Annotated in this window: 20 protein-coding genes, 2 tRNA genes and 1 other RNA gene; 12 read left to right on the forward strand and 11 right to left on the reverse strand. The window is 33.7% G+C overall.

Annotation, left to right across the window (positions count from 1 at the left end):
• Positions 1-6: 6 nt before the first annotated feature.
• Both BLP60_RS07450 and BLP60_RS07455 read right to left on the reverse strand, forming a co-directional pair.
• Positions 7-2,598, reverse strand: a complete 2,592-nt coding sequence (locus tag BLP60_RS07450; RefSeq protein WP_159427707.1) for a M16 family metallopeptidase — start codon at positions 2,596-2,598, stop codon at positions 7-9.
• Positions 2,599-2,714: 116 nt separating this feature from the next.
• Positions 2,715-3,095: a PilZ domain-containing protein gene (locus tag BLP60_RS07455; protein ID WP_092065619.1), complete on the reverse strand. Its 381-nt coding sequence runs from the start codon at positions 3,093-3,095 to the stop codon at positions 2,715-2,717.
• Positions 3,096-3,362: 267 nt separating this feature from the next.
• Between BLP60_RS07455 and BLP60_RS07460 the strand changes: the two genes are divergently transcribed.
• Complete coding sequence (locus BLP60_RS07460; protein WP_092065621.1) at positions 3,363-3,851, forward strand: flavodoxin family protein; 489 nt, start codon at positions 3,363-3,365, stop codon at positions 3,849-3,851.
• A 137-nt stretch (positions 3,852-3,988) separates the two neighbouring features.
• Here BLP60_RS07460 and BLP60_RS07465 read toward each other — a convergent pair whose 3' ends face one another.
• The 9 genes from BLP60_RS07465 to BLP60_RS07505 all read right to left on the reverse strand — a co-directional run bounded on the left by BLP60_RS07465 (position 3,989) and on the right by BLP60_RS07505 (position 11,759).
• A complete protein-coding gene (locus BLP60_RS07465; protein ID WP_092065710.1) occupies positions 3,989-4,729 on the reverse strand; it encodes an amino acid ABC transporter ATP-binding protein in 741 nt (246 codons plus the stop codon).
• 9 nt (positions 4,730-4,738) lie between these two features.
• Entirely contained in the window at positions 4,739-5,743 is a 1,005-nt protein-coding gene (locus BLP60_RS07470; RefSeq protein ID WP_092065623.1) for an amino acid ABC transporter permease, read from the reverse strand.
• 68 nt (positions 5,744-5,811) lie between these two features.
• Complete coding sequence (locus tag BLP60_RS07475; RefSeq protein ID WP_092065625.1) at positions 5,812-6,627, reverse strand: transporter substrate-binding domain-containing protein; 816 nt, start codon at positions 6,625-6,627, stop codon at positions 5,812-5,814.
• Positions 6,628-6,643: 16 nt separating this feature from the next.
• Positions 6,644-6,814: a hypothetical protein gene (locus BLP60_RS10660; RefSeq protein ID WP_092065627.1), complete on the reverse strand. Its 171-nt coding sequence runs from the start codon at positions 6,812-6,814 to the stop codon at positions 6,644-6,646.
• Positions 6,815-6,992: 178 nt separating this feature from the next.
• Positions 6,993-7,355: a transfer-messenger RNA gene (gene ssrA / locus BLP60_RS07485) on the reverse strand.
• A 118-nt stretch (positions 7,356-7,473) separates the two neighbouring features.
• Positions 7,474-7,550: transfer RNA gene (locus tag BLP60_RS07490), tRNA-Met, on the reverse strand.
• A gap of 58 nt (positions 7,551-7,608) precedes the next feature.
• Positions 7,609-8,673, reverse strand: a complete 1,065-nt coding sequence (locus BLP60_RS07495) for a BMP family ABC transporter substrate-binding protein (protein WP_092065629.1) — start codon at positions 8,671-8,673, stop codon at positions 7,609-7,611.
• Positions 8,674-8,826: 153 nt separating this feature from the next.
• Complete coding sequence (acs, locus tag BLP60_RS07500) at positions 8,827-10,746, reverse strand: acetate--CoA ligase (RefSeq protein ID WP_092065631.1); 1,920 nt, start codon at positions 10,744-10,746, stop codon at positions 8,827-8,829.
• Positions 10,747-10,913: 167 nt separating this feature from the next.
• Positions 10,914-11,759 (reverse strand): LytR/AlgR family response regulator transcription factor, encoded by an 846-nt coding sequence (locus BLP60_RS07505; protein WP_092065633.1) that lies wholly within the window; start codon positions 11,757-11,759, stop codon positions 10,914-10,916.
• A gap of 198 nt (positions 11,760-11,957) precedes the next feature.
• On the opposite strand from BLP60_RS07505, the gene BLP60_RS07510 reads away from it, so the two are divergent.
• From BLP60_RS07510 to BLP60_RS07560, 11 genes are all read left to right on the forward strand, one after another.
• The gene (locus BLP60_RS07510) at positions 11,958-13,694 is read left to right on the forward strand and encodes an aldehyde ferredoxin oxidoreductase family protein (protein ID WP_092065635.1); all 1,737 of its coding nucleotides are present in this window, start codon (positions 11,958-11,960) and stop codon (positions 13,692-13,694) included.
• Between the two features lie 56 nt (positions 13,695-13,750).
• Positions 13,751-13,972 carry a MoaD/ThiS family protein gene (locus tag BLP60_RS07515; protein ID WP_092065637.1) on the forward strand — a complete coding sequence of 74 codons (222 nt, stop codon included), beginning with the start codon at positions 13,751-13,753 and terminating at the stop codon, positions 13,970-13,972.
• 4 nt (positions 13,973-13,976) lie between these two features.
• Complete coding sequence (locus BLP60_RS07520) at positions 13,977-14,744, forward strand: HesA/MoeB/ThiF family protein (protein ID WP_159427708.1); 768 nt, start codon at positions 13,977-13,979, stop codon at positions 14,742-14,744.
• A 203-nt stretch (positions 14,745-14,947) separates the two neighbouring features.
• A complete protein-coding gene (locus tag BLP60_RS07525; RefSeq protein WP_092065640.1) occupies positions 14,948-15,553 on the forward strand; it encodes an XTP/dITP diphosphatase in 606 nt (201 codons plus the stop codon).
• A complete protein-coding gene (gene glmS, locus BLP60_RS07530) occupies positions 15,554-17,377 on the forward strand; it encodes a glutamine--fructose-6-phosphate transaminase (isomerizing) (RefSeq protein ID WP_092065642.1) in 1,824 nt (607 codons plus the stop codon).
• Positions 17,377-19,098: an N-acetylmuramoyl-L-alanine amidase gene (locus BLP60_RS07535; protein WP_092065644.1), complete on the forward strand. Its 1,722-nt coding sequence runs from the start codon at positions 17,377-17,379 to the stop codon at positions 19,096-19,098. The genes glmS and BLP60_RS07535 overlap by 1 nt, the downstream gene beginning before the upstream one ends.
• Positions 19,099-19,208: 110 nt before the next feature.
• A tRNA-Arg gene (locus tag BLP60_RS07540) sits at positions 19,209-19,285 on the forward strand.
• Positions 19,286-19,362: 77 nt separating this feature from the next.
• Positions 19,363-19,947 carry a YkgJ family cysteine cluster protein gene (locus BLP60_RS07545; RefSeq protein WP_092065646.1) on the forward strand — a complete coding sequence of 195 codons (585 nt, stop codon included), beginning with the start codon at positions 19,363-19,365 and terminating at the stop codon, positions 19,945-19,947.
• 176 nt (positions 19,948-20,123) lie between these two features.
• Positions 20,124-21,401, forward strand: a complete 1,278-nt coding sequence (locus BLP60_RS07550; RefSeq protein WP_092065648.1) for a double-cubane-cluster-containing anaerobic reductase — start codon at positions 20,124-20,126, stop codon at positions 21,399-21,401.
• 15 nt (positions 21,402-21,416) lie between these two features.
• On the forward strand, positions 21,417-22,214 hold the full coding sequence (locus BLP60_RS07555; RefSeq protein WP_092065650.1) for an acyl-CoA dehydratase activase: 798 nt from the start codon (positions 21,417-21,419) through the stop codon (positions 22,212-22,214).
• A gap of 106 nt (positions 22,215-22,320) precedes the next feature.
• Positions 22,321-23,148: a molybdate ABC transporter substrate-binding protein gene (locus tag BLP60_RS07560; RefSeq protein WP_092065652.1), complete on the forward strand. Its 828-nt coding sequence runs from the start codon at positions 22,321-22,323 to the stop codon at positions 23,146-23,148.
• Position 23,149: the final 1 nt, after the last annotated feature.

Raw genomic sequence — 23,149 nt, forward strand, 5'->3', positions numbered from 1 at the left:
TCTCCTTTAAGGCTTGACTTCTACTAAATAAGAATCTTCTTTTTTTAAATACTTCTCTACAATTTCTTTGATTTCTTTCTGAGAAACAGTCTTTATTTTATTTACCATATTTTCATTAAAATTAACATTTAAACCATTTACCCATAACTCTGCCTTTTCCCTTGCTCTACTCAATAAAGCCTGTTTATCTCTATAATAATTCCCTTCATAAACATTTTGAGCACGCTTTAAATCCTCATCAGAAATTCCTTTTTCTTTTAATTCCTCAATGGTAGCGTAAAATCCGTCCAAGGCTTTTTTTTCTAATCCCTTATAAGTTCCAATGTAAAAAGCAAACAAGCCCAAGCGAGGGGTCTGCCATAGAAAAGAAGTTACTGTGTAACCTAAACCTTGTTTATCTCGAAGAGTTCTAAACAAAATCCCAGATTGACCACTTAAAGCTTTATTCAAAACTATAAGGCTTGGAGTATCTTTTGACTTTAAACCTGCGACTGGAAAAATTAATAAAATATGGCTTTGATTTCTTCCTTCCAGAGTCAAATCTAACTTATCCTGCTTACCCCATACAGCATTAACCTTTAAATCCCTTTTAGGAGAAAGAGATCTTTTTAAACTATTTACAAACTCATCTAAACTCTTTTCATCCACTTGCCCACACACAGAAATAACAAATGGATATTCTTTTTGCTGTTGCCAAAAATTTTTAACATCAGCAGCAGAAAACTTAGAGACTTTTGTTTCAACTCCTAAGTGATATAAAGAATATGGACCAGCTTTAAATAAAAACGGAAATAATTCCCTAAACAATAACCCTAGGGGTTGATCTTTTTTCTCTTCTATATCTGAAATCTGTTCTCGAACAGACTTAGTTACTTCTGAAGCTAAAAAAGAAGGCTCTAAAATTATTTGCTTTAGAAGAGAAAACATATCTCTGCTATATTTTGAAGGAAATTTGGACTTAATAAAAAAAGAAGTTCTACCTGCTGTGGCATCAATGTCGCTAGTATGTTTAGCCAAAAACTCCTGCAATTGTAAAAAAGAAAACTTCTTTGTTCCTCGCAACAGACAACGTGCAGTTAGTTCAGCCAACCCCTGGTTTTCTTTACTCAATAAAGCATCTCCACCTCGCCAGGCAATAGTAACCGCAGTATAAGGCAAAGTAGGATCATACTCTACAAACAAGGCCCTATTGTTACCTAAATCGATGTACTTTGTACCTTCTTGTCTAAGATTAAAATTAGACTGACCTTGTTTTTCCCTGGATAAAATAATTTTTTGCTGAAGATCTTGAGCAGTAATATCTACTTCTTTAGGCAACAACAATCCTGCATATAGTCTAGAAGGCAAAATATATTTTCTAAATACATTTTTTAACTCTTGCTTATTCAAAGCCTTAATTCCGTTTAAATACCCTTGTTCAGCTAAAAAATTTCCTTCAAAAAATTGAAAATAACCTAATTTATAGGCCATTCCTCCTAAAGTTTCTTTGGCTTCAAAGAGATCATTCTCCATATTAAGCTTAGCTTCTTCTATTTTCTCTTTACTTATTTCTTTCCAGTCAAAATTAAACAAAAAGTTAATAAATTTAGTCCAAAATTCATCTAATTTATCAGGATCAAGTGTAATACTAAAATATAGAGCACCTGTTCTATTTAACGACAAATTGGAACAAGAAATATCATCTACCAACCCTGTTTCATATTTAAATTTTTTATATAAAATAGAACTCTTATCCCCACCTAAAATATAGGCAAGGATATCTAAAGCTATTGAATCTTTATTATGCAAAGAAGTTGTAGGAAAAGCTACATCTAAATAAATTTTATTCCATGGTCCTTTCTGGACCTCAACCACAGGTCCCTTAATTTTAGAATCAAGGCAAGATAAATATAATTGTTCAGATTTTACATTTCTAAGAGCCCCAAAATATTTCTCTGCTTCTTCTACTACTTCTTTTGTTTTTACATTCCCACAAACAACTAAAAGCATATTTGAAGGTTGATAATGAGAAGCAATATAATTCTTAAGATCGTTAGAAGTAATGCTGCGAACAGTTTTCTTATACCCAATAATAGGTCTTGCATAAGGTGTTCCTTCAAATACACCTTCCTGAACCATTTTAAAAAGTTTTTGCCCTGGGCTATCTTCTCCTCTTTCTAGCTCTGCAAGAACAACACTCTTTTCGCTTTCCAAAGCCTTAGGGTCAAATACTGAACCAAAAATCATATCCTCTAAAACATCAAAAGAAGTTTTCCAGTGAGAAGCAGGCATATCCATAACAAAAACAGTATAGTCAAAACTTGTAGCCGCATTTAAATACCCACCAAGACTTTCAATTGTCTTAGCAATTTCTCCAGGCCCTCTCTTTTTAGTCCCTTTAAAAACCATATGTTCTAAAAGATGACTTATACCAGCCTGCTTTGGATCTTCATAAGCAGAACCTGTTCGAACGAATAAACGAACAGACACTAATGGGAAACGAGAATCCTCTTGAACTAAAACTTGCATTCCATTTGGCAAAACTACTAAATCTGCAGCTTTAGAAGAAGCTACAAAACACATCATAATCAGTACCCATCCTATAATCTTTTTACTCATAACTAAGCCTCCATATAGGCTTGAATAAAGCTTAAACTTTGACATTAAGTCTTAGATTTTTAAATGTCAAAAAAAACGTAAGTAATACTCACGAAACTGGTGAATAAAAATAGAAACTATAAATCTAGGTCTTTTACATCAAAGGCGGGATTAGTTAACTCTTCCTTTACCAAGTCAGGATCAGGAGCATAGAGCCTAATAATATTAAATAAATTTCTAAAAGAAACCTCATCCATCTTAATAAAATCAAAAGAAGCTCCTCTCTGTGTTTGATCAACAAATTTACTAATAACCTTTATCTCTACGCCTCCCCCTGGAGAAATAATGATTTTATATTTCTCTCCTTTAATTAATTTAACCCTTCCGCGCTTTAGATTTAAGAGTACTCCCTTTAAACTCAAATTTTTGGTCTCAGTAGAAAACCTTTTATTTTCAATATAAATCCACGCTGGAAGAGCCAGTTCTATCCTAATCCGTCTTCTTTGTTCCTTCCTCATATCATTAACCTCTTTTTAAAATTAGGTTTAGCTATTTCTAAGACATTCTCAATAAAAAGACAAATAAAAATCATCTTCAGTTCATTTCCGTTAATATTTTTTACGCAAACTTTTTTCAAATAGAATATTTTAATTTATCCTACTTGTTTAAAATTAAAATTTTAAATACATTTCTCAAATACTTATCCCTAAAATTACTTGGAAATTTAAATAATTGTTGCTATTAAAAAAACAACGTTTAAACAACAACTAAAAAAGGAGGGCTATATGCAAATATTAATTCTTTACTACTCCAAAGGAGGTAATACTAAAAAATTAGCGACTGCTATTGCAGAAGGAGTCAACAGTGTAGAGGACGTTCAAGCCATTATAAAAAACACAGCAGAAGTAAAAAAAGAAGACTTTTTAAACTCCGCAGGAATCATTGCAGGCTCTCCAGTCTACTTTGGAACAATGGCGGCAGAACTTAAAAAAATTTTTGACGAGTTTGTGTCTTTACGCAAAAAAATGGAAAATAAAATCGGAGCTGCCTTTGCCACTGCAGGCAATGACACAGGAGGCAAAGAAACAACTATATTCTCTATACTCCAGGCTATGATGATTTATGGCATGATAATTGTGGGCGATCCTATAAAAGCCACAGGCCATTATGGAGTAGCTTGCGTTGGAGCACCAAACGAAGAAGTTAAAAATAATGCAAAGTTATTAGGGATTAGAGTGGCAGAGTTGGCTAAAAAACTAAACAAAGATAGTTAAGTGCGTGCTGTATTCTCTTCTACTTGAAGACTAAACTTAAAAACTTCTTCAACAAATTCTCCTTTTTAAGCACATATATTATCATTAGTTATTAAAGTGTAACCAAGGGAATATTTTATTTTTCCCAATTACAACTATTATTTTCCACTTAAAATTTGCCCTAAAAACAATTTGGTTCTTTCTTCTTTAGGATTCAAAAATAATTCAGAAGGAATTCCTTCTTCTATAATTTGTCCTTCATCCATAAAAATAACTCTATCTGCCACCTCTTTAGCAAAACCCATTTCATGAGTTACAACAACCATTGTCATACCTTCTTGAGCCAAGCTTTTCATAACATCTAAAACCTCTCCTATCATCTCTGGGTCAAGGGCTGACGTTGGTTCATCAAAAAGCATCACTTTTGGATCCATGGCTAAAGACCTTGCAATAGCTACTCTTTGCTGTTGCCCACCAGAAAGCTGAGAAGGAAATGCTCTTGCCTTATCTTGCAAACCTACTTTTTTTAAAAGCATAAATGCTTTATCCTCTGCTTCTTTTCTTTTTCTTTTCCTAACAACCATCTGGGCCATTGTAATATTTTCTAAAACATTCATGTGAGGGAACAAATTGAAATTTTGAAAAACCATTCCCACCTCTGCCCGAATTTGATTAATTTCTTTTTTAGCTTGCAAAACATTTTTACCATCAATGATAATTTCTCCACTTTCTGGGAATTCAAGCCGATTTAAACAACGCAAAAAAGTACTTTTACCAGAACCAGAAGGACCAATAATAACTACCACTTCGCCTTGTTTAACTTTACAAGAAATATTCTTTAAGGCATGTAATTTATGAGGTACATAAAAAAATTTATTTAAATTTCTTACTTCTATCATTGCAAACACCTAAATAATCGCCTTTCTTTCTAAATACTGAACAAACATTGACAAGGTAAAGGTTAAAACTAAATATAAAAGAGCACACACTATCCACATTTCAAAAGGCTGAAGACTTGTTGTTACAATTTCTCTAGTCGCTTTTGTAAGTTCTCTAATAGATATAACACCTAATAAAGAAGAGTCTTTTATTAAACTAATAAACTGTCCTGCAAGAGGAGGTAAAATTCGTCTAAATGCTTGAGGCAATATAACTTTTCTCATAGCTTGACTATAAGACAGTCCTAAAGATCTAGCTGCTTCCATTTGGCCTTTAGAAACAGATTGTATACCTGCTCGTACAATTTCTGCAATATATGCTCCTGCAAAAATAGCTAATGAAATAACTCCATACCAGAGTGGAGAGATAGGCTCAAAACCATGTTTTGCTAAAATAGCATTTACTAACGTTCCCACTACAAAATACCACAAAAATATTTGCACTAAAAGAGGAGAGCCTCTAATAATTTCAATATAGGTAATAGCAAAATACCTACAAGCAGGATTTTTAGAAATCCGGGCTAATCCAGTAATTAAACCAATTATAATGCCTAAAACAATTGCCAAACAACTAACTTTTAAAGTTATAAAAAGGCCTATTAAAAAAAGTCCTGGTTTGCCTTTTTCATACCAGCCTATTTTATCTCCTGGATATACATAATCTCCTTCATCAAGAAGAATATTGCCTTTTGGAAATGTTACAACCTGTTTTTCTTCTCCTTTAATGCAAACTTTTATTGCATCTTTGGTTTCTTCTATCTTAATTATTTCACCTTCTATAGGAGATGTTATATTGATTTTTGCCTTATAGTAAAAATATTGTGGAATTCTATACCACCGCCATGTATATTCTACAGACTGAGAAGCAAAATACACAAGATATGAAACCAAAAAAATCACAAAGACAAAAACTGATTGCCAGAATAACTTATATCCACGGCTAAGAGGTCTTTCCATTCCACCTGAAAAATACATTTATCTCATCTCCTTAAAGCAATCTAAAAATCCTAGAGATGAAAATTCATCTCTAGGATTTTTCTCTTTTATTCAGAAATCTTTTTAAACCAATCAGTGCCTTTCATCCATTTATTATAAATACGTTCATATCTTCCATCATGTTTGATTTGGCGTAAAAAATTATTTAACCAATTTAAAAAGTCTGGATCTCCTTTTCTTATTCCAAAAGCTAAAGGCTCATAAGTAAAGGGTTTATCTAAATGAACCACCTTTCCTTCTCCATGTTGAGCCACAAAAACAACATTAAAAGGGAAGTCATATACAAAAGCATCTGCTCTACCATTTAAAACTTCTAATGCACCGTCTGCCTCTTTATCAAAAGATTTATACTTTGCCTTTGGAATATATCTTTTTACTGCCATTTCACCAGTAGTGCCAATACGAGACACAACAGTATATTTTGGGTTATTTAAATCTTTATAAGATTTTATTTTTCCAGCCAATTTTTTATTTAACAAAATACTTTGACCTACTACAATATAAGGATCAGAAAAGTTAATCTGAAGATTTCTTTGTTGAGTAACAGTCATACCACTTATAATAATATCAAATTTTCCTGTCATAAGAGCAGGAATAATCCCATCAAAATCTGTATTTACAGGAACAAATTTCACTCCCATTGCTTTGGCCATCTCTTTAGCCAAATCAATATCAAAACCAACATATCTTCCATTTTTATCTGTCATTTCAAAAGGCATATATCCTGCGTCAAATCCTACTCTTAATTCTCCTCTTTTTAAAATCTCTTCTAATGTAGATTTTTTAGCCAGTTCAGCATCTGCTCCAAAAACAGTTCCAGCCATTAAACACATTGCCAATAAAAAAAACAAAACTTTTCTCATAAATCTCCTCCTAAATTTAATATTTTCCTTCTACTAACACCTCTCTTATAACCATCTTAACTTTACAAACAGGACATTGAGGAATTTCTTCCTCAGGAAGATAAATAATCTTTGTCTGTTTGCAAATAGGACAAATAACCTCCACAGGCTCACGCTTATAACGGTCTTTTAAAATCTTAGTATCCATATCCACCTCCTCACTCCCTCGGAGGTCTTAAAATTTTGACTCAAGTTTGACAAGATTAAAAAAAAATTTTTTAAATTTAGTTAGTTTGGGGGTTGAGAGATTAATATAAGATTGTCTCAAAATAGATAACTTATAAAATTAAAAACAAAGTCTGAATTAATTAAAGATAAGATAAAATTGGTGGAGGCGGTGGGAGTCGAACCCACGTCCGAGAATGTTCGGTTCAAGGCTTCTACAGGCTTAGGTCAGGTTTTAAGTCTCGTTTTTGGATTTGCCCCTGACCAGGCGTCCAAAAACCAGCCCACTTTTATTTCACCAGTAGCTTTGTGGGCAAAAGCCACTAGCTAGCCTGAATTATCCGCCGTCTTTATTTCTCCCTCAGGCAAGGAAAAATAAAGACGCTGGCTTTAATTAAGCAGCCAGAGCGTATTCGTAATTATCGTTGGCATTTATTCGTTTGCTGCGTGTTTTACGAGGACCTCGCAGCACCTCGGCCTGCCACCTTGACCTCAACCATCCCCGTCGAAGCCGTTTCGCCCCCATATTAGGTGGGGAAATATTAAAGAACTATTTTAAATTAATACCTTTCCTATTCCTTGGCAAGAGCTAAAATAAATAAAAACTCCTGAAAGTTTAACTTTCAGGAGTTTTTTCTTCTTTGGTAGCGAGGGAGGGACTTGAACCCCCGACTCTGCGGATATGAGCCGCATGCTCTAACCAGCTGAGCTACCTCGCCGTCTTAAGAGGGATTCTCTTTTATCCTTTTTTTAAAAAAAATCAAGAAAAAATTTAGATCATTTTGTACTACCAACAACTCCCTGGACAAACCAGTCCATGCCTAAAAGCTCTTTATCAGAAGCAACTTGTCCTGCTGGAATTCTTATCTTACCTGTTTGGTCTGCAATTGGGCCTTTAAAAATCTTAAATTTTCCTGCAATAATCTGTTTCTTCACCTTTTCTACATCTTTTATTATTTTTTTAGGTACCATAGAACCAAAAGGAGCTAAATCTACTACTCCTTTTTCTAAACCATACCAAATCTCTTTACTTTTAAATTTTCCACCTTGGACTTCATCTACAATTTCTTTGTAAATAGGAAACCAATTCCATACAGCAGCTGTAAGATGAGACTTTGGCGCAAATTTTGTCATATCTGAATTATACCCAATAGAATATACGCCTGCTTCTTGAGCAGCTTCCTGGGTTGCAGGGGAATCTTGATGTTGAGTTAAAACATCTGCCCCTACACTAAGTAAACTTTTAGCAGCCTCTTTTTCTGTAGCAGGATCATACCAGCTTTTTACCCAGACTACTCTTACCTGAACTTTAGGATTTACATATCTAGCACCCAACGTAAAAGCATTAATCCCTCTAATTACTTCTGGAATAGGAAATGCTGCCACATATCCTAAGATATTGGTTTTGGTCATAGCTCCTGCTACCATTCCTGTAAGAAAACGAGCTTGATACATACGACCAAAGTATGTCCCCATATTAGGCCTAGTTTTAAATCCAGAACAGTGCATAAATACGATATGAGGATATTTAGAAGCAATTTTATACATAGAGTCCATATAACCAAAGCTTGTTCCAAAAATAATATCATATCCTTTACGCGCCATATTTAAAATTACTCGTTCAGCATCACTTCCTTCTGGCACAGCTTCTACATAAGCAGTAGAAACCCCTGGCATTTGTTCTAATTTTTGGCGTGCTTGATCATGGGCATAAGACCACCCTGCATCACCAATAGGTGACACATATATAAAACCTAACTTTAAATTTTTTTTAGCACCAAAACTTACAGAAGCAGTTAAACACAAACAACAAATTAAAAAAAATTTTAAAATCTTGTTCATCTATAACACCCTCCGTTCATTTTTTGCGTTGCTTTAACGAGCAAAAACCAGTTTGACAAGTCTTAAAATTATAGAATTTTTTTACAAAAAACAGAGAGGGCCTCTGTCTATATAGACAGAGGCCCTCTCTCACCACTTCGCCTCCCCTTATGGCTAATCTTCCAAAGTGGAAGTATCGCCCACATCTTCTCCAAGTTCTTGCGCTCTTAAAACTCTTCTCATAATCTTTCCACTTCTAGTCTTAGGTAACTTATCTCGTATCTCAATTCCTTTTATCACAGCCACAGGCCCAAGTTCTCTCCGCACATGAGATTTCAATTCTTTGATCAACTCATCAGTATCTTCTACTTCATATTCAGCACTAAGAATAATAAATGCTTTGGCTACTTCACCTTTAATTGGATCAGGAACACCAATTACTGCTGCTTCAGCTACTGCCTTATGAGAAACAAGAGCACTTTCTAATTCGGCAGTACCAACCCTATGACCCGCAATATTTAAAACATCATCAGAACGTCCTTGAATCCAAAAATAACCATCCTCATCTTTTCTAGCAACATCTCCTGCTAAATACCATCCAGGAAATTTTTCCCAATATGTCTTTTTATATCTCTCAGGATCATTATAAAGAGTCCTTAACATAGAAGGCCAAGGTTTTTTTATAATCAATAATCCCCCTTTTCCTGGTGGCAAAGAATTACCTTCTTCATCCACTACATCTGCAAAAATACCAGGCAAAGGCTTAGTCGCAGACCCAGGTTTTAATAAGGTAATCGGAAGGGGACTAATCATAAAAGAACCAGTTTCTGTCTGCCACCACGTATCCATAATAGGACATACTTCATTTCCTACGTTTTTATAAAACCACACCCAAGCTTCTGGATTTATAGGTTCACCTACTGACCCAAGGAGCCGAAGTGTAGATAAATCATGCCTTTTTGGATATTGAGAGCCAAACCGCATCAACATTCTAATTAAAGTTGGTGCAGTATAAAAAATAGTGATACCATAACGTTCAATCATATCCCACAATCTATCTGCTTGAGGATATAGTGGATGTCCCTCATACATAACCGTAGTTGTTCCAGCCATAAGCGGACCATATACCACATAACTATGTCCAGTAATCCAGCCTACATCCGCAGTACACCAAAAAATATCTGTTGGTTTTATATCAAAAACCCAAGTTAAAGACCGATGGACTCCTACCATATATCCACCGTGAGTATGCACTATACCTTTTGGTTTTCCTGTAGTCCCAGAGCTATACAACAAAAAAAGCATATCTTCAGAATCCATAACTTCTGTTGCACACTCAGGGCTTTCTTGCCTTACTAAGTCTTCATACCAAATATCTCTTGCATCAACCATTTCTACATCTACATTTGCTCTATGAACCACAATCACAGTCTCTACACAATCACAACTCTGAGTTAAAGCGTCATCTACAACAGACTTTAAATTTATCACTCGACCATTACGATAAAAACCATCAGCAGTAATAACTAATTTTGCCTTTGCATCTTGGATCCTATCTCTTAACGCCTTCGCAGAAAACCCAGCGAACACCATACTATGTACTGCCCCAATTTTAGCTACAGCAAGTAGAGCAATAGCTGTTTCAGGCAAAGGAGGCATGTATAATACTACTCTATCACCTTTTTTAATGCCTAATGCCTTAAGACCATTGGCTAACCTATTTACAGCTCTATAAAGTTCATAATACGTAAGTTTACGCGTGTCTCCTGGTTCTCCCTCCCAAATAAGAGCCAATTTATTTTTATTAACAGTTTCTATGTGTCGATCCAGAGCATTATAAACAATATTACACTTTGCTCCTACAAACCATTTATAAAAAGGAGCTTCAGAATCATCTAATACCTTGTCCCATTTTTTAAACCAACTTAATTCCTTAGCAGCGTCTTCCCAGTATTCTAAATAATTATCCTCAGCCTTTTTCATTGCTTCTTCATATTCTTGAGGATTAACATTTGCCTCAATTACCAACTGAGGTAATGGTCTAAACACTCTTTCTTCTTTTAGTAAGGCATCTAGAGCACCCTTGCTATCCATATTATTTCCTCCTTTTTACCATCGTCCATTTTTAACGGACTTTTGCTCACAATTTTATTTTCAAAAAAACCTGTCTTTTTCCTATAAATAAACTTTCCAAAAATAAACGAGTTTATCGACTAAAGGCTAAAAGATATGGTTAAATGGTTAAATGAATTTAAAATTTCTTAAAGACCCAATATCTCTTTTAATTCTCCTATTCTCCTTCTACTAATAGGTAGCTCTATCTTTTTCTTACCTGTGGTCCTAAGCATAAAGTTACTTCCAGGTAATGAAGCAATCTCGGTAACCAACTCTAAATTCACTAAATATTTCCTATGAATTCTAAAAAAATTGTATGGGCTTAACTTTTTCTCTAAATGCTTTAATCTATAAGAAGTTAAATAGCGTTCTGAAGTAGTATGAACATAACTATAGTCTTCATATGCCTCTACAAATACTATTTTATGATATGGGACTAAAATTAATTTTCCATCCTGATTTATAGGTAATTTTTCTATATCCTTGACTTTTCTATCCTTAAACTTCCAAGCCTCTTTTAATGCTGCTAAAATCAAAGCTTCTTCTTCATCCTTTAAATCTAAATGAACAGTATCATCATTATCTTCTTGTTTATCCATTTTAACTACATGTTCTGAAGAAAAATTTAGTTGAATCACTCTTTCAATACTTCTTATAAGCCTCTCTTGCAAAAAAGGCCAAAGAAGATAGTCTATAGCTCCAACTTCAAAAGCCTTAAAAGCAAAATGCTCTTCCCTAGCTACAAACACTATCTTCGGCCTTTGCTTGCGCTGATTTAAAATCTGAGCCAGTTCAAATCCATCAACTCCTCCAGGCAAATCAACACTTACAAAAAAAAGGTCATAGGGAATATTCTCTAGTAATGCTAAGGCTTCAAAAGCTGTCTTTGCCTCTCCTAAAATTTTAACTCTTTTTTCTTTTGCAAGAAAATCTCTTATACCTTGAGATATTTCTTGCTCTGGTATAACTAACAATATCTTTATTTCAGCCATAAATCCCTCTCCTTTTTTTCTATTAAAGAAAAAAAATCACTAAAAAGCAACTTTTAAAACACCCTTTTATCCTTAAATTTACCACCTTTGAACGATTTAAATTTTTCTTTTTAAAAAAGTAAGGAATATGATTGACGAATTCTTTTTTTATTTTTAAATAACTACTAAAAGTTTTTTTACACAATAAGGGGGTAAATTATGGCCAAGCTACTTAGAATTAACACCAAAACAAATGAGTTTAAGTTTGAAGATTTAAACGAAGAAATGAGCCTACTGGGGGGAAGGGCTCTTACTTCTAAAATTATCCGAAAAGAAGTACCTGCCACATGTCATCCTTTAGGACCAAGCAACAAACTGGTGGTTGCCACAGGTATTTTAAGTGGAACACCTTTAGCAAACTCAGGCAGAATATCTGTAGGAGGTAAGTCTCCTTTAACAGGCGGCATTAAAGAAGCAAATTCTGGCGGCACGTTTTCTCAAAAAATGGCAAAACTTGGAATTAGAGGCATTGTATTAGAAGACAAGCCCGAAAAAAAAGATTCTCCAAAAATCATCTATTTAAACAAAGATGGGGTACAGATTGAAAATATGCCAGAACTTGCCAATTTAGGCACTTATGAAACATGCGAGAAACTCTTTGCTAAGTATGGCAAGAAGGTTGGTATTTTGGTTATAGGACCTGCTGGTGAAAACTTAAGATTGGCTGCTTCTATTCAGTTTACAGATCCTAAAGGTCGTCCAGCAAGAGCTGCAGGCAGGGGAGGACTTGGGGCAGTTATGGGTTCTAAGGGCATAAAAGCTATAGTAGTAGACGATACGGACGCACCAGGTATAAAATTAAAAGACCCAGAAGCATTTAAAGAAGCTGCCAAACGTTGGGCAGAAATACTTAGAGGCCATGCTGTCACAGGTCAAGGTCTTCCATCCTTTGGAACTGCGATTCTTATCAATATTATTAACGAAGCAGGAGCTCTTCCTACCAAAAACTTTAGATCTGGCCGTTTTGAAAAAGCAGCTGAGGTTAGCGGTGAAAAAATGGCTGAACTTATTCAAAAACGAGGAGGAGTAGTTAAAGAAGGTTGTCATCCAGGTTGTATTATTCAATGCTCTCAAGCATACGTAGATGAAAATGGAGAATATATCACATCTGGCTTTGAATATGAAACCATTTGGGCAATGGGCCCCAATACTCTTATTGACAATTTAGACGACCTTGCCCAATTAGATAGGCTATGCGACGATCTAGGTCTAGATACTATTGAAACAGGAAACACTATTGCTGTTGCAATGGAAGGAGGAGTAATACCTTGGGGAGATGGTAAGGCTGCGCAAGAATTATTAAAACGAGTATATGACCCAAAAGACTATCTTGGCAGAATTATTGCTAATGGAGCAGCATTTACAGGAGAAGCTCTCGGTGTAGACAGAGTGCCTGTAGTAAAAAGGCAAGCCCTGCCTGCTTATGACCCCAGAGCGGTGAAGGGCGTAGGAGTCACTTATGCCACCACTCCGATGGGAGCAGATCATACTGCAGGATATGCAGTGTGTCAGAACATATTGAAAGTAGGTGGAGATATTGATCCACTAAAAAAAGAAGGGAATATAGAGGTATCTAAGAATCTACAAATTGCTACAGCTGCTATTGATTCAACAGGTTTTTGCCTTTTTGTAGCTTTTGCTGTTTTAGATACAGACGATGCTTTAGAAACAATGGCTAAACTTTTAAGTGCTAGAACTGGTAAAAATATATCAGTAGATGATATTGTAAATTTGGGTATAAGTGTTTTAAAGGACGAATATGCTTTTAATAAAGAGGCAGGATTTACCAAATCTAAGGATCAACTACCAGAATTCTTTAGCAAAGAGCCTTTACCCCCACATAATACTATTTGGGATTTTACTATAGACGAACTACAGGCAGCTAAGGTAGAATAAAAACTTTAAAGAAATTAAAAGGGGTTGGTATACCAACCCCTTGCTTTCATACTCTTATGTTAAAAATTAAATGCTTTGCAACATTAAATGAATACTCCCCTCCCCAAGGGAAACTCACCTATCAACCAAATATGACTGTAAAAGACGTCATACATACTTTAAAAATACCTCGTGAAGAGGTAAAAGTTGTTTTTGTAAATGGCAAACATGCATCACTTCAAACAAAATTAAAAGATGGCGATAGAATAGGAATATTCCCAGCAGTTGGGGGAGGATAAGTCTTTGGATAAAAGTTACTCTTTTCAAGAAATCTTAAATTTCAAAGATCCCAATAAAAAAATTAATTCTTTACTAAGTCAAAATATTTTTCCCCTTATATGGACAAGAAATTTTAAAGCTATTTCTGCAGCTCAGCAGAAAAAATTATTCCAAAGTACTGTATTCGTTATAGGGTGTGGTGGACTAGGAGGATATGTAATAGAACTTCTTGCAAGAATAGGTATAGGACAATTAATTTTTGCTGATGGAGATAAGTTCGAAGAAAGCAATCTAAACCGACAGTTAGGGGCAACGTTAGATAATCTGGGGGAAAATAAAGCCCTTGAAATGGAAAAAAGAATAAAACAAATCGCCCCTTTTTGCCAAACAACAGCTTTAGACTTTTTCCTCAATAAAAATAATATCATACCATATTTGGAAAGAAGCAATATACTTATAGACTGTGTAGGAGGAATAGAAATAAAGTCACAACTTATTAGTCTTGCTAAAAAATATAAAAAACCTCTTGTTATAGGAGCCATCGCAGGCTTAGAAGGTTTTGTGAGCAGCATTTTGCCCAGCTCAAAAACCCCCTTATCTTTTTTTCAAGGACAGACAAAAAAAAGTGCGGAAAATATTTTAGGTTCTCCTCCTACCACTGTAAGCCTAATCGCTACTCTCCAAACCCAAGAAACAATCTATTATCTTACTGCAAAAAAATTGACTCTTGTAAATAAAATTCTCTATCTCTCGCTAAAAACAGGCTTCGCGTTTTATAATTTTGAACTTTAAAATTCTTCACACTCAAACTAAACTCATTCTTCTTACCTTTTAAAGCTAGAGTTTTACTCCTGGCAAGAGAAATAAAAAATATAAGAAATGAGAGTGTTTTTAAGTCTATTTTAACTAAAAAAGCCAATAGGAGAAAAGTTGATTTACCTAAAAATTTCAGGCAAGAAGTTAATTCAGATAAATTACTTTTTTAGAGGTCAAACATGAAAATTGTACTTGCCACTACCAATAAAGGAAAAATTCAAGAAATAAAAAAACTTCTGCAGGACTATGACTTAACCTTACTCAGCTTAAAAGACTTTAAACTTGGCCCAATCCCTGAGACAGGCAAAACATTTAAAGAAAATGCGCTATTAAAAGCCCGCACTGTAAGCGAAAAAACAGGAGAAATAGCATTAGCTGATGATTCTGGACTAGTAGTACCTTATCTTAATGGAGAACCAGGAGTGTATTCTGCGAGATATAGTGGAGATAATGCCACAGACGCCCAAAATAACGCTAAGTTGCTAAAAAAACTTAAAAATACTTCTTTAAAAGATAGACAAGCTTTTTTTATCTGTGTAATCGCACTTTGGACACCTGGAGGAAAGCACTTTTGTGTAGAAGGAAAGTGGGAAGGTTTTATTGCCACTCATCCTAAAGGAGAGCACGGATTTGGGTATGATCCAATATTTGTAGATAAGCAAACAGGTTTGCACGCTGCTCAACTCTCTTTAGAACAAAAAAATAAAATTAGTCATAGAGCAAAAGCCCTTCAAGCTTTTTTAAAAAAATGGCCAGAATTTTTAAAAAATTTAAAGGAGTCCTAAATGTGTGGCATAATAGGTTATACTGGCCATAGGCCAGCTACTCCAATAATTATAGAGGGATTAAAAAGGTTAGAATATAGAGGATATGACTCCGCTGGGGTAGCCTTTTGCTTACAAAACAAAGTTCACGTTTTTAAAAGCCAAGGAAAATTAAATAATTTAGAAAATAAACTGTGTTCTCAGGAAATCTATCTTACCACCACTGGAATAGGACATACCAGGTGGGCTACTCACGGTTTACCTACAGAAAAAAATGCCCATCCCCATTTAAGTCAAAATAAACGCTTTGCCTTAGTCCACAATGGCATTATTGAAAATTTCAAAGAATTAAAACATTACTTAAAGGGCAAAGGGATCCAATTTAATTCAGATACTGATACAGAAGTCCTTGTTCAACTAATTGCTTATTATCATGAACAAGGCAAATCTATTTTAGATGCTATTTACGAGACTTTAAATCAAGTTAAGGGAAGCTATGCCTTTGCTTTAATAGAGTGTGCTCATCCTAATACTATTTGGGCAGGAAGACACTCTAGCCCTCTTATCTTAGGCATAGGACAAGGAGAAAATTTTATTGCTTCTGATATACCCGCATTTTTAAACTACACAAGGGAAGTTATTTTCTTAGAAGACAATGAAATTGTAGAGCTCACTCCAAGCACCTATCAAATATACTCTCTTAAAAATAAAAAAGGCATATCTAGAAAAGTTACTACTATTAATTGGGATATCCAATCTGCCCAAAAAAGTGGTTATAAACACTTTATGCTTAAAGAAATATTTGAACAGCCAAAAGTAATTCAAGATTGCTTGAGAGGAAGAATAGATGAATGCGAAAACACAGTCTTATTTTCAGAACTAGAAAATTTTCCTCTTCCTGCCAGACTAAATATAGTCGCCTGTGGTACATCATTTCATGCCGGAATGTGGGCAAAATATATATTAGAACAAATCGCGCATATTCCTGTAGAAGTAGATATAGCCTCTGAATTTCGTTATCGAAATCCACTCATCAATAAAAATGATGTTATTATGGTGATTAGTCAGAGCGGAGAAACAGCTGATACCTTAGCAGGTCTGCGGTTAGCAAAAGAAAAAAATGCCAAGGTAATTGGCCTATGTAATGTGGTTGGTTCTAGTATCGCCAGAGAAGCAGATGTGGTTATTTATACTCAAGCAGGTCCAGAAATAAGTGTGGCATCTACTAAAGCAATGTGTAGCCAAATGATAATGCTTTTTTTACTTTCTCTATATTGGGGAAATAAAAAACAACTCTTAACACCCAATTTTAAAAGTCAGTACATTGCCCATTTACTTGAACTTCCAGAACAAATAGAAACCAATCTTCAAATATTACACCAAAAAGCAAATCACTTGGCTCACAAGTATTCATGGGCTAACAGTTTTTTCTACTTAGGAAGAGGTTTAAACTATCCTTTAGCCTTGGAAGGAGCTCTTAAGTTAAAAGAAATATCTTATATCCATGCAGAAGGATATGCGGCAGGAGAGATGAAACACGGTCCCATAGCTTTAATAGATCCACAATTTCCCACATTTGCCTTGGCACCTGAAGATGAACTTTTACCTAAAGTGAAGTCAAACCTTGAAGAAGTCCAAGCTAGAGGAGGAAAAATTATCGCTCTAACTAACATAAACTCAAAATTAGAAGTAGATGATCCATGGATCATTCCAAATTTTAAATCTCCTTTTATTTCCTTTCTAATATTGCCCGCACTTCAGTTATTTGCTTATGAAATGGCAGTGTATTTAGGAAAAGATGTAGACCAACCACGTAATCTAGCAAAAAGCGTTACTGTAGAATAATGGACATAATAAAAAGACGATTTTTTATTATAACTCTTATAATATTTAGTTTAGTAATAAGTGCTAACTATAGTATTGCTTCTCTATCTACAAGTTATACAAAAGCAGTTCGCTCATTTATAAGACTACAAAAGAATTATAGAAAAGCAAAATACAGAGATAATTGGTTAAAATTAAAAAGAAAATTTTTAAAAATATATAAAGCAAACCCAAGAGGAAAAACAGCTCCTAAAAGTCTTTATTATATAGGTAGAGTTTATGAGGAATTAGGCAAAAGATCTCGTCTAACTTCTGATTTTATCAAATCTATAGATTACTACAGAAGACTAATACTTCACTTTCCAAAACATTCATGGGCAGATGATGCTCAATTTCATATTGCTAATATCTATTATAAATATTTAAAAGACACAAAACAAGCATATATAGAATTCTTAAAAGTTAGTTACAATTATCCAAAAGGGGATATGAAATATAAAGCAGAAAAAATTTTAAAAAAAATGGACGAAAAAAATCTGAAAAAAATAAAAAAAATAAAAATTTCTTCTTCTCCAATTATTAGTAATAAAAAAATTACATCTAAAAACAAAACAACTCGACTCACAAATATTAGACATTGGTCAAGTGATGAATATACTAGAGTTGTTTTAGATATAGAGGACAAGACAAACTACTTTTATAAACTTTTAAGTCCTGACAAAACTCTACAGACTCCTTATCGCCTTTTTATAGACTTAGAAAATACCACTCTATCTCCCAAAATACCCAAAGAAACTACAATTGCAGATGGTATCCTAAAAAAAGTTAGAGTTGCCCAGCATACAAACAAAGAAGCCAGAGTAGTCCTAGATATAGAATCGCTTAAAGATTATAGATTATTTTCTTTAACTAGTCCATTTCGAGTAGTTATAGATATTTATGGAGAACCTAAAAAAACAGTTTCTTCACCAACTCAAGTTCATATTTCAAAAAAACTACGAAAACAAATAGCTAGTCAAAATTTAATTGAACAGTTAGGTTTAAAAGTAAAAACAATTATGCTTGATGCAGGACATGGAGGAAAAGATCCAGGAGCTATTAGTCATGGTATAAGAGAAAAAGATATAAATTTAAAAATGGTTAAAATCCTGGGGAAAATGCTTGCAGCTAAAGGTTTTAAGGTACTTTACACTAGAACTAGAGATGTATTTATACCCTTAGAAGAACGCACAGCTTTAGCCAACTCCCAAAAAGCAGACCTATTCATATCTATTCACTGCAATGCCCACAGAAACCCAAAAGTGAGAGGATTAGAAATCTATTACTTAAACTTAACAAGATCAAAAGATGCTTTAAGAGTGGCTGCTAGAGAAAATGCTGTGTCAGAAAAAAGTATAAGCGACCTTCAGTTAATACTCACTGAATTAATGTTAAATTCTAAAATAAGTGAGTCTCGAGATTTAGCCAAGATTGTGAAAAAAAAGTGTCTATATAGGGCAAAAAAATATTATCCTTCTCTGAGAGATCATGGTGTAAAGGAAGCACCTTTTTATGTACTTATGGGTGCAAAAATGCCTGCTATTCTTATAGAATTAGGTTATATTACTAATTGGCATGATAGAAAAAAACTAACCTCTACTAAATATCTTCAAGAAGTGGCCAAAGGAATTGCAGAGGGTATCTTGAGATATAAAAAGGACGTGGAAAATGTAGCAAAGTTTAATGACTCGTATAAAGGATAGGATAATAAATCCTAGCTTATCTTTACTAATTTTAGGCCACAAGAATCAAATCTGGAAATTATTTTTTTATTGACGAAGAAAATTAAAAAGTATAAGAAATCTCTTCTCACGCGCCCGTAGCTCAGCTGGACAGAGCAGGAGCCTTCTAAGCTCTTGGTCGGGGGTTCGAATCCTCCCGGGCGCACCATTTTAGTTAAAAAGCTTACCTAAAAAGGTAAGCTTTTTTATTATATAAATATAAACTAACCTTAAAATTTAAAATAAATGCATTGTAAACGTTGCGCTAAATGCTGTCTTACCTCTCCCCCCACTCTTCACAAAGAAGACTTATCCCTTATAATTGAACAGAAAATACTAAAAGATAAGCTACTTGTATTAAGAAAAGGTGAAATCATATTTGATCATTTTAAGCAACAATATATTGTCTTAAAACAGGAACTAATTAAAATTGTTAGTACAAAATTAGGATGTTATTTCTTAAAAAATCAAAATTGTACTATTTATGAATATAGACCAATAGAGTGCAAGCATTTCTTCTGTCAAAACCAACAAAAAATTTTAGAAATAAAAGACAAAAATTTATTACAACGCTTTGATATTATAAATAAAAATTCAGCTATTGGCGAGCTCATATCTGAACATGAACAAAAATGCTCTTTACAATTGATAAAAAAACTTCTCAACACAAAACAATATTCTAAATTAGAAAAGATAATAGAGTGGGACGAATATTTAAGAAAATCTTTAAAAGACAAAATATCTATACCTGATAATCTACTCAATTTTTATTTCGGTCGTCCTGTAAAAGAAATAATAAATAACACCTCTCATCTAATCATTCACCTTTAGTATTAAATTAAACAATTCACCTTTGAGACTTACCTTGATTAAGTTTAAAATTTCCAATCAAATTCAATAAATTTTATCTATCAAATATCAATCAAATTATTATCTATTTCAATTTGCCAAATAAAAATACTCCAAATAAGTATTTTATTCTATATTCTTTAAAAGGGGGATACATAATGAATGATCAATACGCTGCCATGTGGGAAAAGCTTAATTTAGACTTAGAGGCCCACGATGCTTTATTAGAAGTTCTGGGAAAATTTTATAATGATATTTATCTTTCCCAAGAAAAAAGGCTTAGGGGTATGGAATATTTGGATTTTGTCCTTGCAGAAATACATGGATTACGAATAAAAGAATTAAAAGAAGCAAAAGAAAATGGACAAAAAATTATAGGAACCTTTTGTATTTTTGTCCCAGAAGAACTCACATTGGCAGCCAATGCTATTCAGGTTGGTTTATGTGCTGGAGCAGAAGCAGGTAAAGAAAAGGCTGAAAAACTTATCCCTAGAAACACCTGTGCTCTTATAAAATCATTTATAGGCTTCAAGCTAGCCAGATTATGTCCATTTACTGAGTCATGCGATTTAATAATAGGTGAAACCACATGTGATGGCAAAAAAAAGGCATATGAGGTATTTTCCCAATATGTACCAATGTATATTATGGAGGTACCTCAACAAAAATACCTTAGCGATCGGGAACTATGGAAAAATGAGGTGCTAAAATATAAAAATAAGTTAGAGCATATTACAAAAAACAAAATAACTCCTGACAAGCTCAAAAAAGCCATTAAAATAGTTAACGAGAAAAGAAAAGCATTACAGCGCCTTAATAAACTGAGAAAAGCTATCCCAACTCCTATTTCTGGTAGAGATGTGCTACTAATTAATCAAATTAGTTTTTACGATGATCCCCTTCGTTTTACTAAAAAAATAAATGAACTTTGTAATGAGTTAGAAGAAAAAATAAAAAAACAAGAAGGAATAGTATCTCAAGACACTCCCCGCATTCTCCTTTCTGGCTGTCCTATGGCCGTACCCAACTGGAAGCTACCTTATATAATAGAAAGTTCAGGAGCAATAATTGTGGGAGAAGAGTCTTGTATTGGCACTAGAAACACAAGAGATTTGGTAGATGAATCTGCTGAAACTTTAGATGAAATGATAGATGCTATTGTAGATAGATACCTTAAGATAGATTGCGCCTGTTTTACACCTAATCTAGAACGTATAGAGCATATTATTTCTCTAGCTAAGGAACTCAAAATAGATGGCGTTATTCACTATAATCTTCTTTTTTGTCAACCCTATGCTCACGAAAGCATTAAGATAGAAAATATTTTACGTGAAAAGAATATTCCTATTCTTTCTATTGAAACTGACTATAGTATGGAAGATGTTGAACAATTAAAAACAAGAGTAGAAGCATTTATAGAAATGATTACTCCTTAAGAAAAGGGACGGCCAATGGCAGTAGCTGGTATAGATATAGGCTCTCGATCGATAGAAATTGTAGTTTTAAAAAAAGATAAGGTTATTTTTCAAAACAAACTGCCTACAACCTTTAACCCATTAGATCAATTGAAAAAAATAATTAAAGGAATAAAATTTAAACTAATAGTAACTACTGGATATGGAAGAGAGCTAATAAATAAAATCCCTTTAACATGTCCTATTTATACTATTACTGAAATTAAGGCCTATGCTTTAGGAGTGTACCACCTATACCCTAACGCCAAAACAATCCTAGATATAGGAGGCCAAGATACAAAGGCTATTTCTTTAGCGTCCAATGGAAAAGTAAAAAATTTTGAAATGAATGACCGTTGTGCTGCTGGAACAGGAAAATTCTTAGAATTCACAGCAAGTATATTTCAAATACCTATCCAAAAATTTGGTCATTATGCATTAAAGGGTAAAATAGCTTTACCTATAAATAGTATGTGTACGGTCTTTGCAGAAACAGAAGCTGTATCCCTTATGGCAAAAGGTGAAGCTCCTGAGAATATTGCCCTTGGCTTACACAAATCGATTGTAAAAAGATCTATTAATATGCTAAAAAGAGTTGGTTTGAAAACTCCTTTAATTTTTGCAGGAGGAGTAGCCAATAACCCCTGCGTAGTGCATTTGCTAAAAACAGAGCTAGATATCTCCCCCATAATTCCCCCAAATCCTGACACAATAGGAGCACTTGGAGCGGCATTATGGGGGAGATCCCGTTTCAATAGAACTCAAAAAAATAGTTTAAATTTAAAAAAATCTTAAAAAAATTATAAAAAATGGACATAATTGACAAAAAAAATTATAAATTTAATTTTAGAAATCCATCGTCCTTTTAACCTTAAACAAAAATTAAATAAAACTACACACAATGAGTTTACCTATAATACCAGATCAAAGAAAAGACGATCTTCATAATCTACATCTTTTAGATAAAGCAGACTTTATTCTATTTTTAGCTGGTAATCAATTTATGCTAGCTAAAGAACTTATAACTAATTTTCAAAAAAAATATCCTGAAATAAAAAATATTTTTTATGAAACCCTTCCTCCTAAACTAGAGTTACAACAAATTCTAGCTAATGGAGCTAAGTTTCAAAATAAAATAATTCCTGGAAACCCAGATGTATATACCTCTGTATCTATTGAAAATATGCAAATTTTAGAAAAAGAAAATCTAATTTTCAAAGACTATTTCATTTATGCACATAATAAACTAAGCCTTATGGTACCAAAGGGAAATCCTAAAAAAATTAAATCTGTATATGATCTAGCCAGAACAGATATTACTATATCTCAACCAAATCCAGAAATAGAAGATATCGCTCAATATACCATTAATATGTACCACCAAGCAGGAGGAAAAAATTTAGTCAAAACGATTATGAAGGAAAAGGTAAAAGAAGGAAAAACTATTTTTACTACAGTTCACCATAGAGAAACCCCAAATAAAATTTTAAAAGGAGAGGTAGATGTAGGTCCTGTATGGCATACAGAAATTTTAAACGCCCAACAACAAGGATTAGAAATAGAAGGAGTAGAAATACCTTCTCCTTTAAATCAAGAAACAGAAGTAAATTATTACGCATGTCTTTTAAAAAAAGCTAAAAATATCGAAAATGGCAAAAGATTTTTAACATTTCTAAAATCAGATGTAGTAAAAAATATTTATACCAAGTATGGATTCATACCTGAATAAT

This window comes from Desulfonauticus submarinus (assembly GCF_900104045.1).
Lineage (GTDB): Bacteria > Desulfobacterota > Desulfovibrionia > Desulfovibrionales > Desulfonatronovibrionaceae > Desulfonauticus > Desulfonauticus submarinus.

What these genes read in the sequence shown, in the direction of transcription:
- BLP60_RS07460 (WP_092065621.1), top strand. Translation starts at nt 3,363, where the DNA reads ATGCAAATATTAATTCTTTACTACTCCAAAGGAGGTAATACTAAAAAA.
- BLP60_RS07465 (WP_092065710.1), bottom strand. Translation starts at nt 4,729, where the DNA reads ATGATAGAAGTAAGAAATTTAAATAAATTTTTTTATGTACCTCATAAA.
- BLP60_RS10660 (WP_092065627.1), bottom strand. Translation starts at nt 6,814, where the DNA reads ATGGATACTAAGATTTTAAAAGACCGTTATAAGCGTGAGCCTGTGGAG.
- BLP60_RS07475 (WP_092065625.1), bottom strand. Translation starts at nt 6,627, where the DNA reads ATGAGAAAAGTTTTGTTTTTTTTATTGGCAATGTGTTTAATGGCTGGA.
- BLP60_RS07560 (WP_092065652.1), top strand. Translation starts at nt 22,321, where the DNA reads ATGAGTTTACCTATAATACCAGATCAAAGAAAAGACGATCTTCATAAT.
- acs (WP_092065631.1), bottom strand. Translation starts at nt 10,746, where the DNA reads ATGGATAGCAAGGGTGCTCTAGATGCCTTACTAAAAGAAGAAAGAGTG.
- BLP60_RS07550 (WP_092065648.1), top strand. Translation starts at nt 20,124, where the DNA reads ATGAATGATCAATACGCTGCCATGTGGGAAAAGCTTAATTTAGACTTA.
- BLP60_RS07525 (WP_092065640.1), top strand. Translation starts at nt 14,948, where the DNA reads ATGAAAATTGTACTTGCCACTACCAATAAAGGAAAAATTCAAGAAATA.
- BLP60_RS07455 (WP_092065619.1), bottom strand. Translation starts at nt 3,095, where the DNA reads ATGAGGAAGGAACAAAGAAGACGGATTAGGATAGAACTGGCTCTTCCA.
- BLP60_RS07535 (WP_092065644.1), top strand. Translation starts at nt 17,377, where the DNA reads ATGGACATAATAAAAAGACGATTTTTTATTATAACTCTTATAATATTT.
- BLP60_RS07510 (WP_092065635.1), top strand. Translation starts at nt 11,958, where the DNA reads ATGGCCAAGCTACTTAGAATTAACACCAAAACAAATGAGTTTAAGTTT.
- BLP60_RS07515 (WP_092065637.1), top strand. Translation starts at nt 13,751, where the DNA reads ATGTTAAAAATTAAATGCTTTGCAACATTAAATGAATACTCCCCTCCC.
- BLP60_RS07470 (WP_092065623.1), bottom strand. Translation starts at nt 5,743, where the DNA reads ATGTATTTTTCAGGTGGAATGGAAAGACCTCTTAGCCGTGGATATAAG.
- BLP60_RS07545 (WP_092065646.1), top strand. Translation starts at nt 19,363, where the DNA reads ATGCATTGTAAACGTTGCGCTAAATGCTGTCTTACCTCTCCCCCCACT.
- BLP60_RS07450 (WP_159427707.1), bottom strand. Translation starts at nt 2,598, where the DNA reads ATGAGTAAAAAGATTATAGGATGGGTACTGATTATGATGTGTTTTGTA.
- BLP60_RS07555 (WP_092065650.1), top strand. Translation starts at nt 21,417, where the DNA reads ATGGCAGTAGCTGGTATAGATATAGGCTCTCGATCGATAGAAATTGTA.
- BLP60_RS07495 (WP_092065629.1), bottom strand. Translation starts at nt 8,673, where the DNA reads ATGAACAAGATTTTAAAATTTTTTTTAATTTGTTGTTTGTGTTTAACT.
- BLP60_RS07505 (WP_092065633.1), bottom strand. Translation starts at nt 11,759, where the DNA reads ATGGCTGAAATAAAGATATTGTTAGTTATACCAGAGCAAGAAATATCT.
- glmS (WP_092065642.1), top strand. Translation starts at nt 15,554, where the DNA reads ATGTGTGGCATAATAGGTTATACTGGCCATAGGCCAGCTACTCCAATA.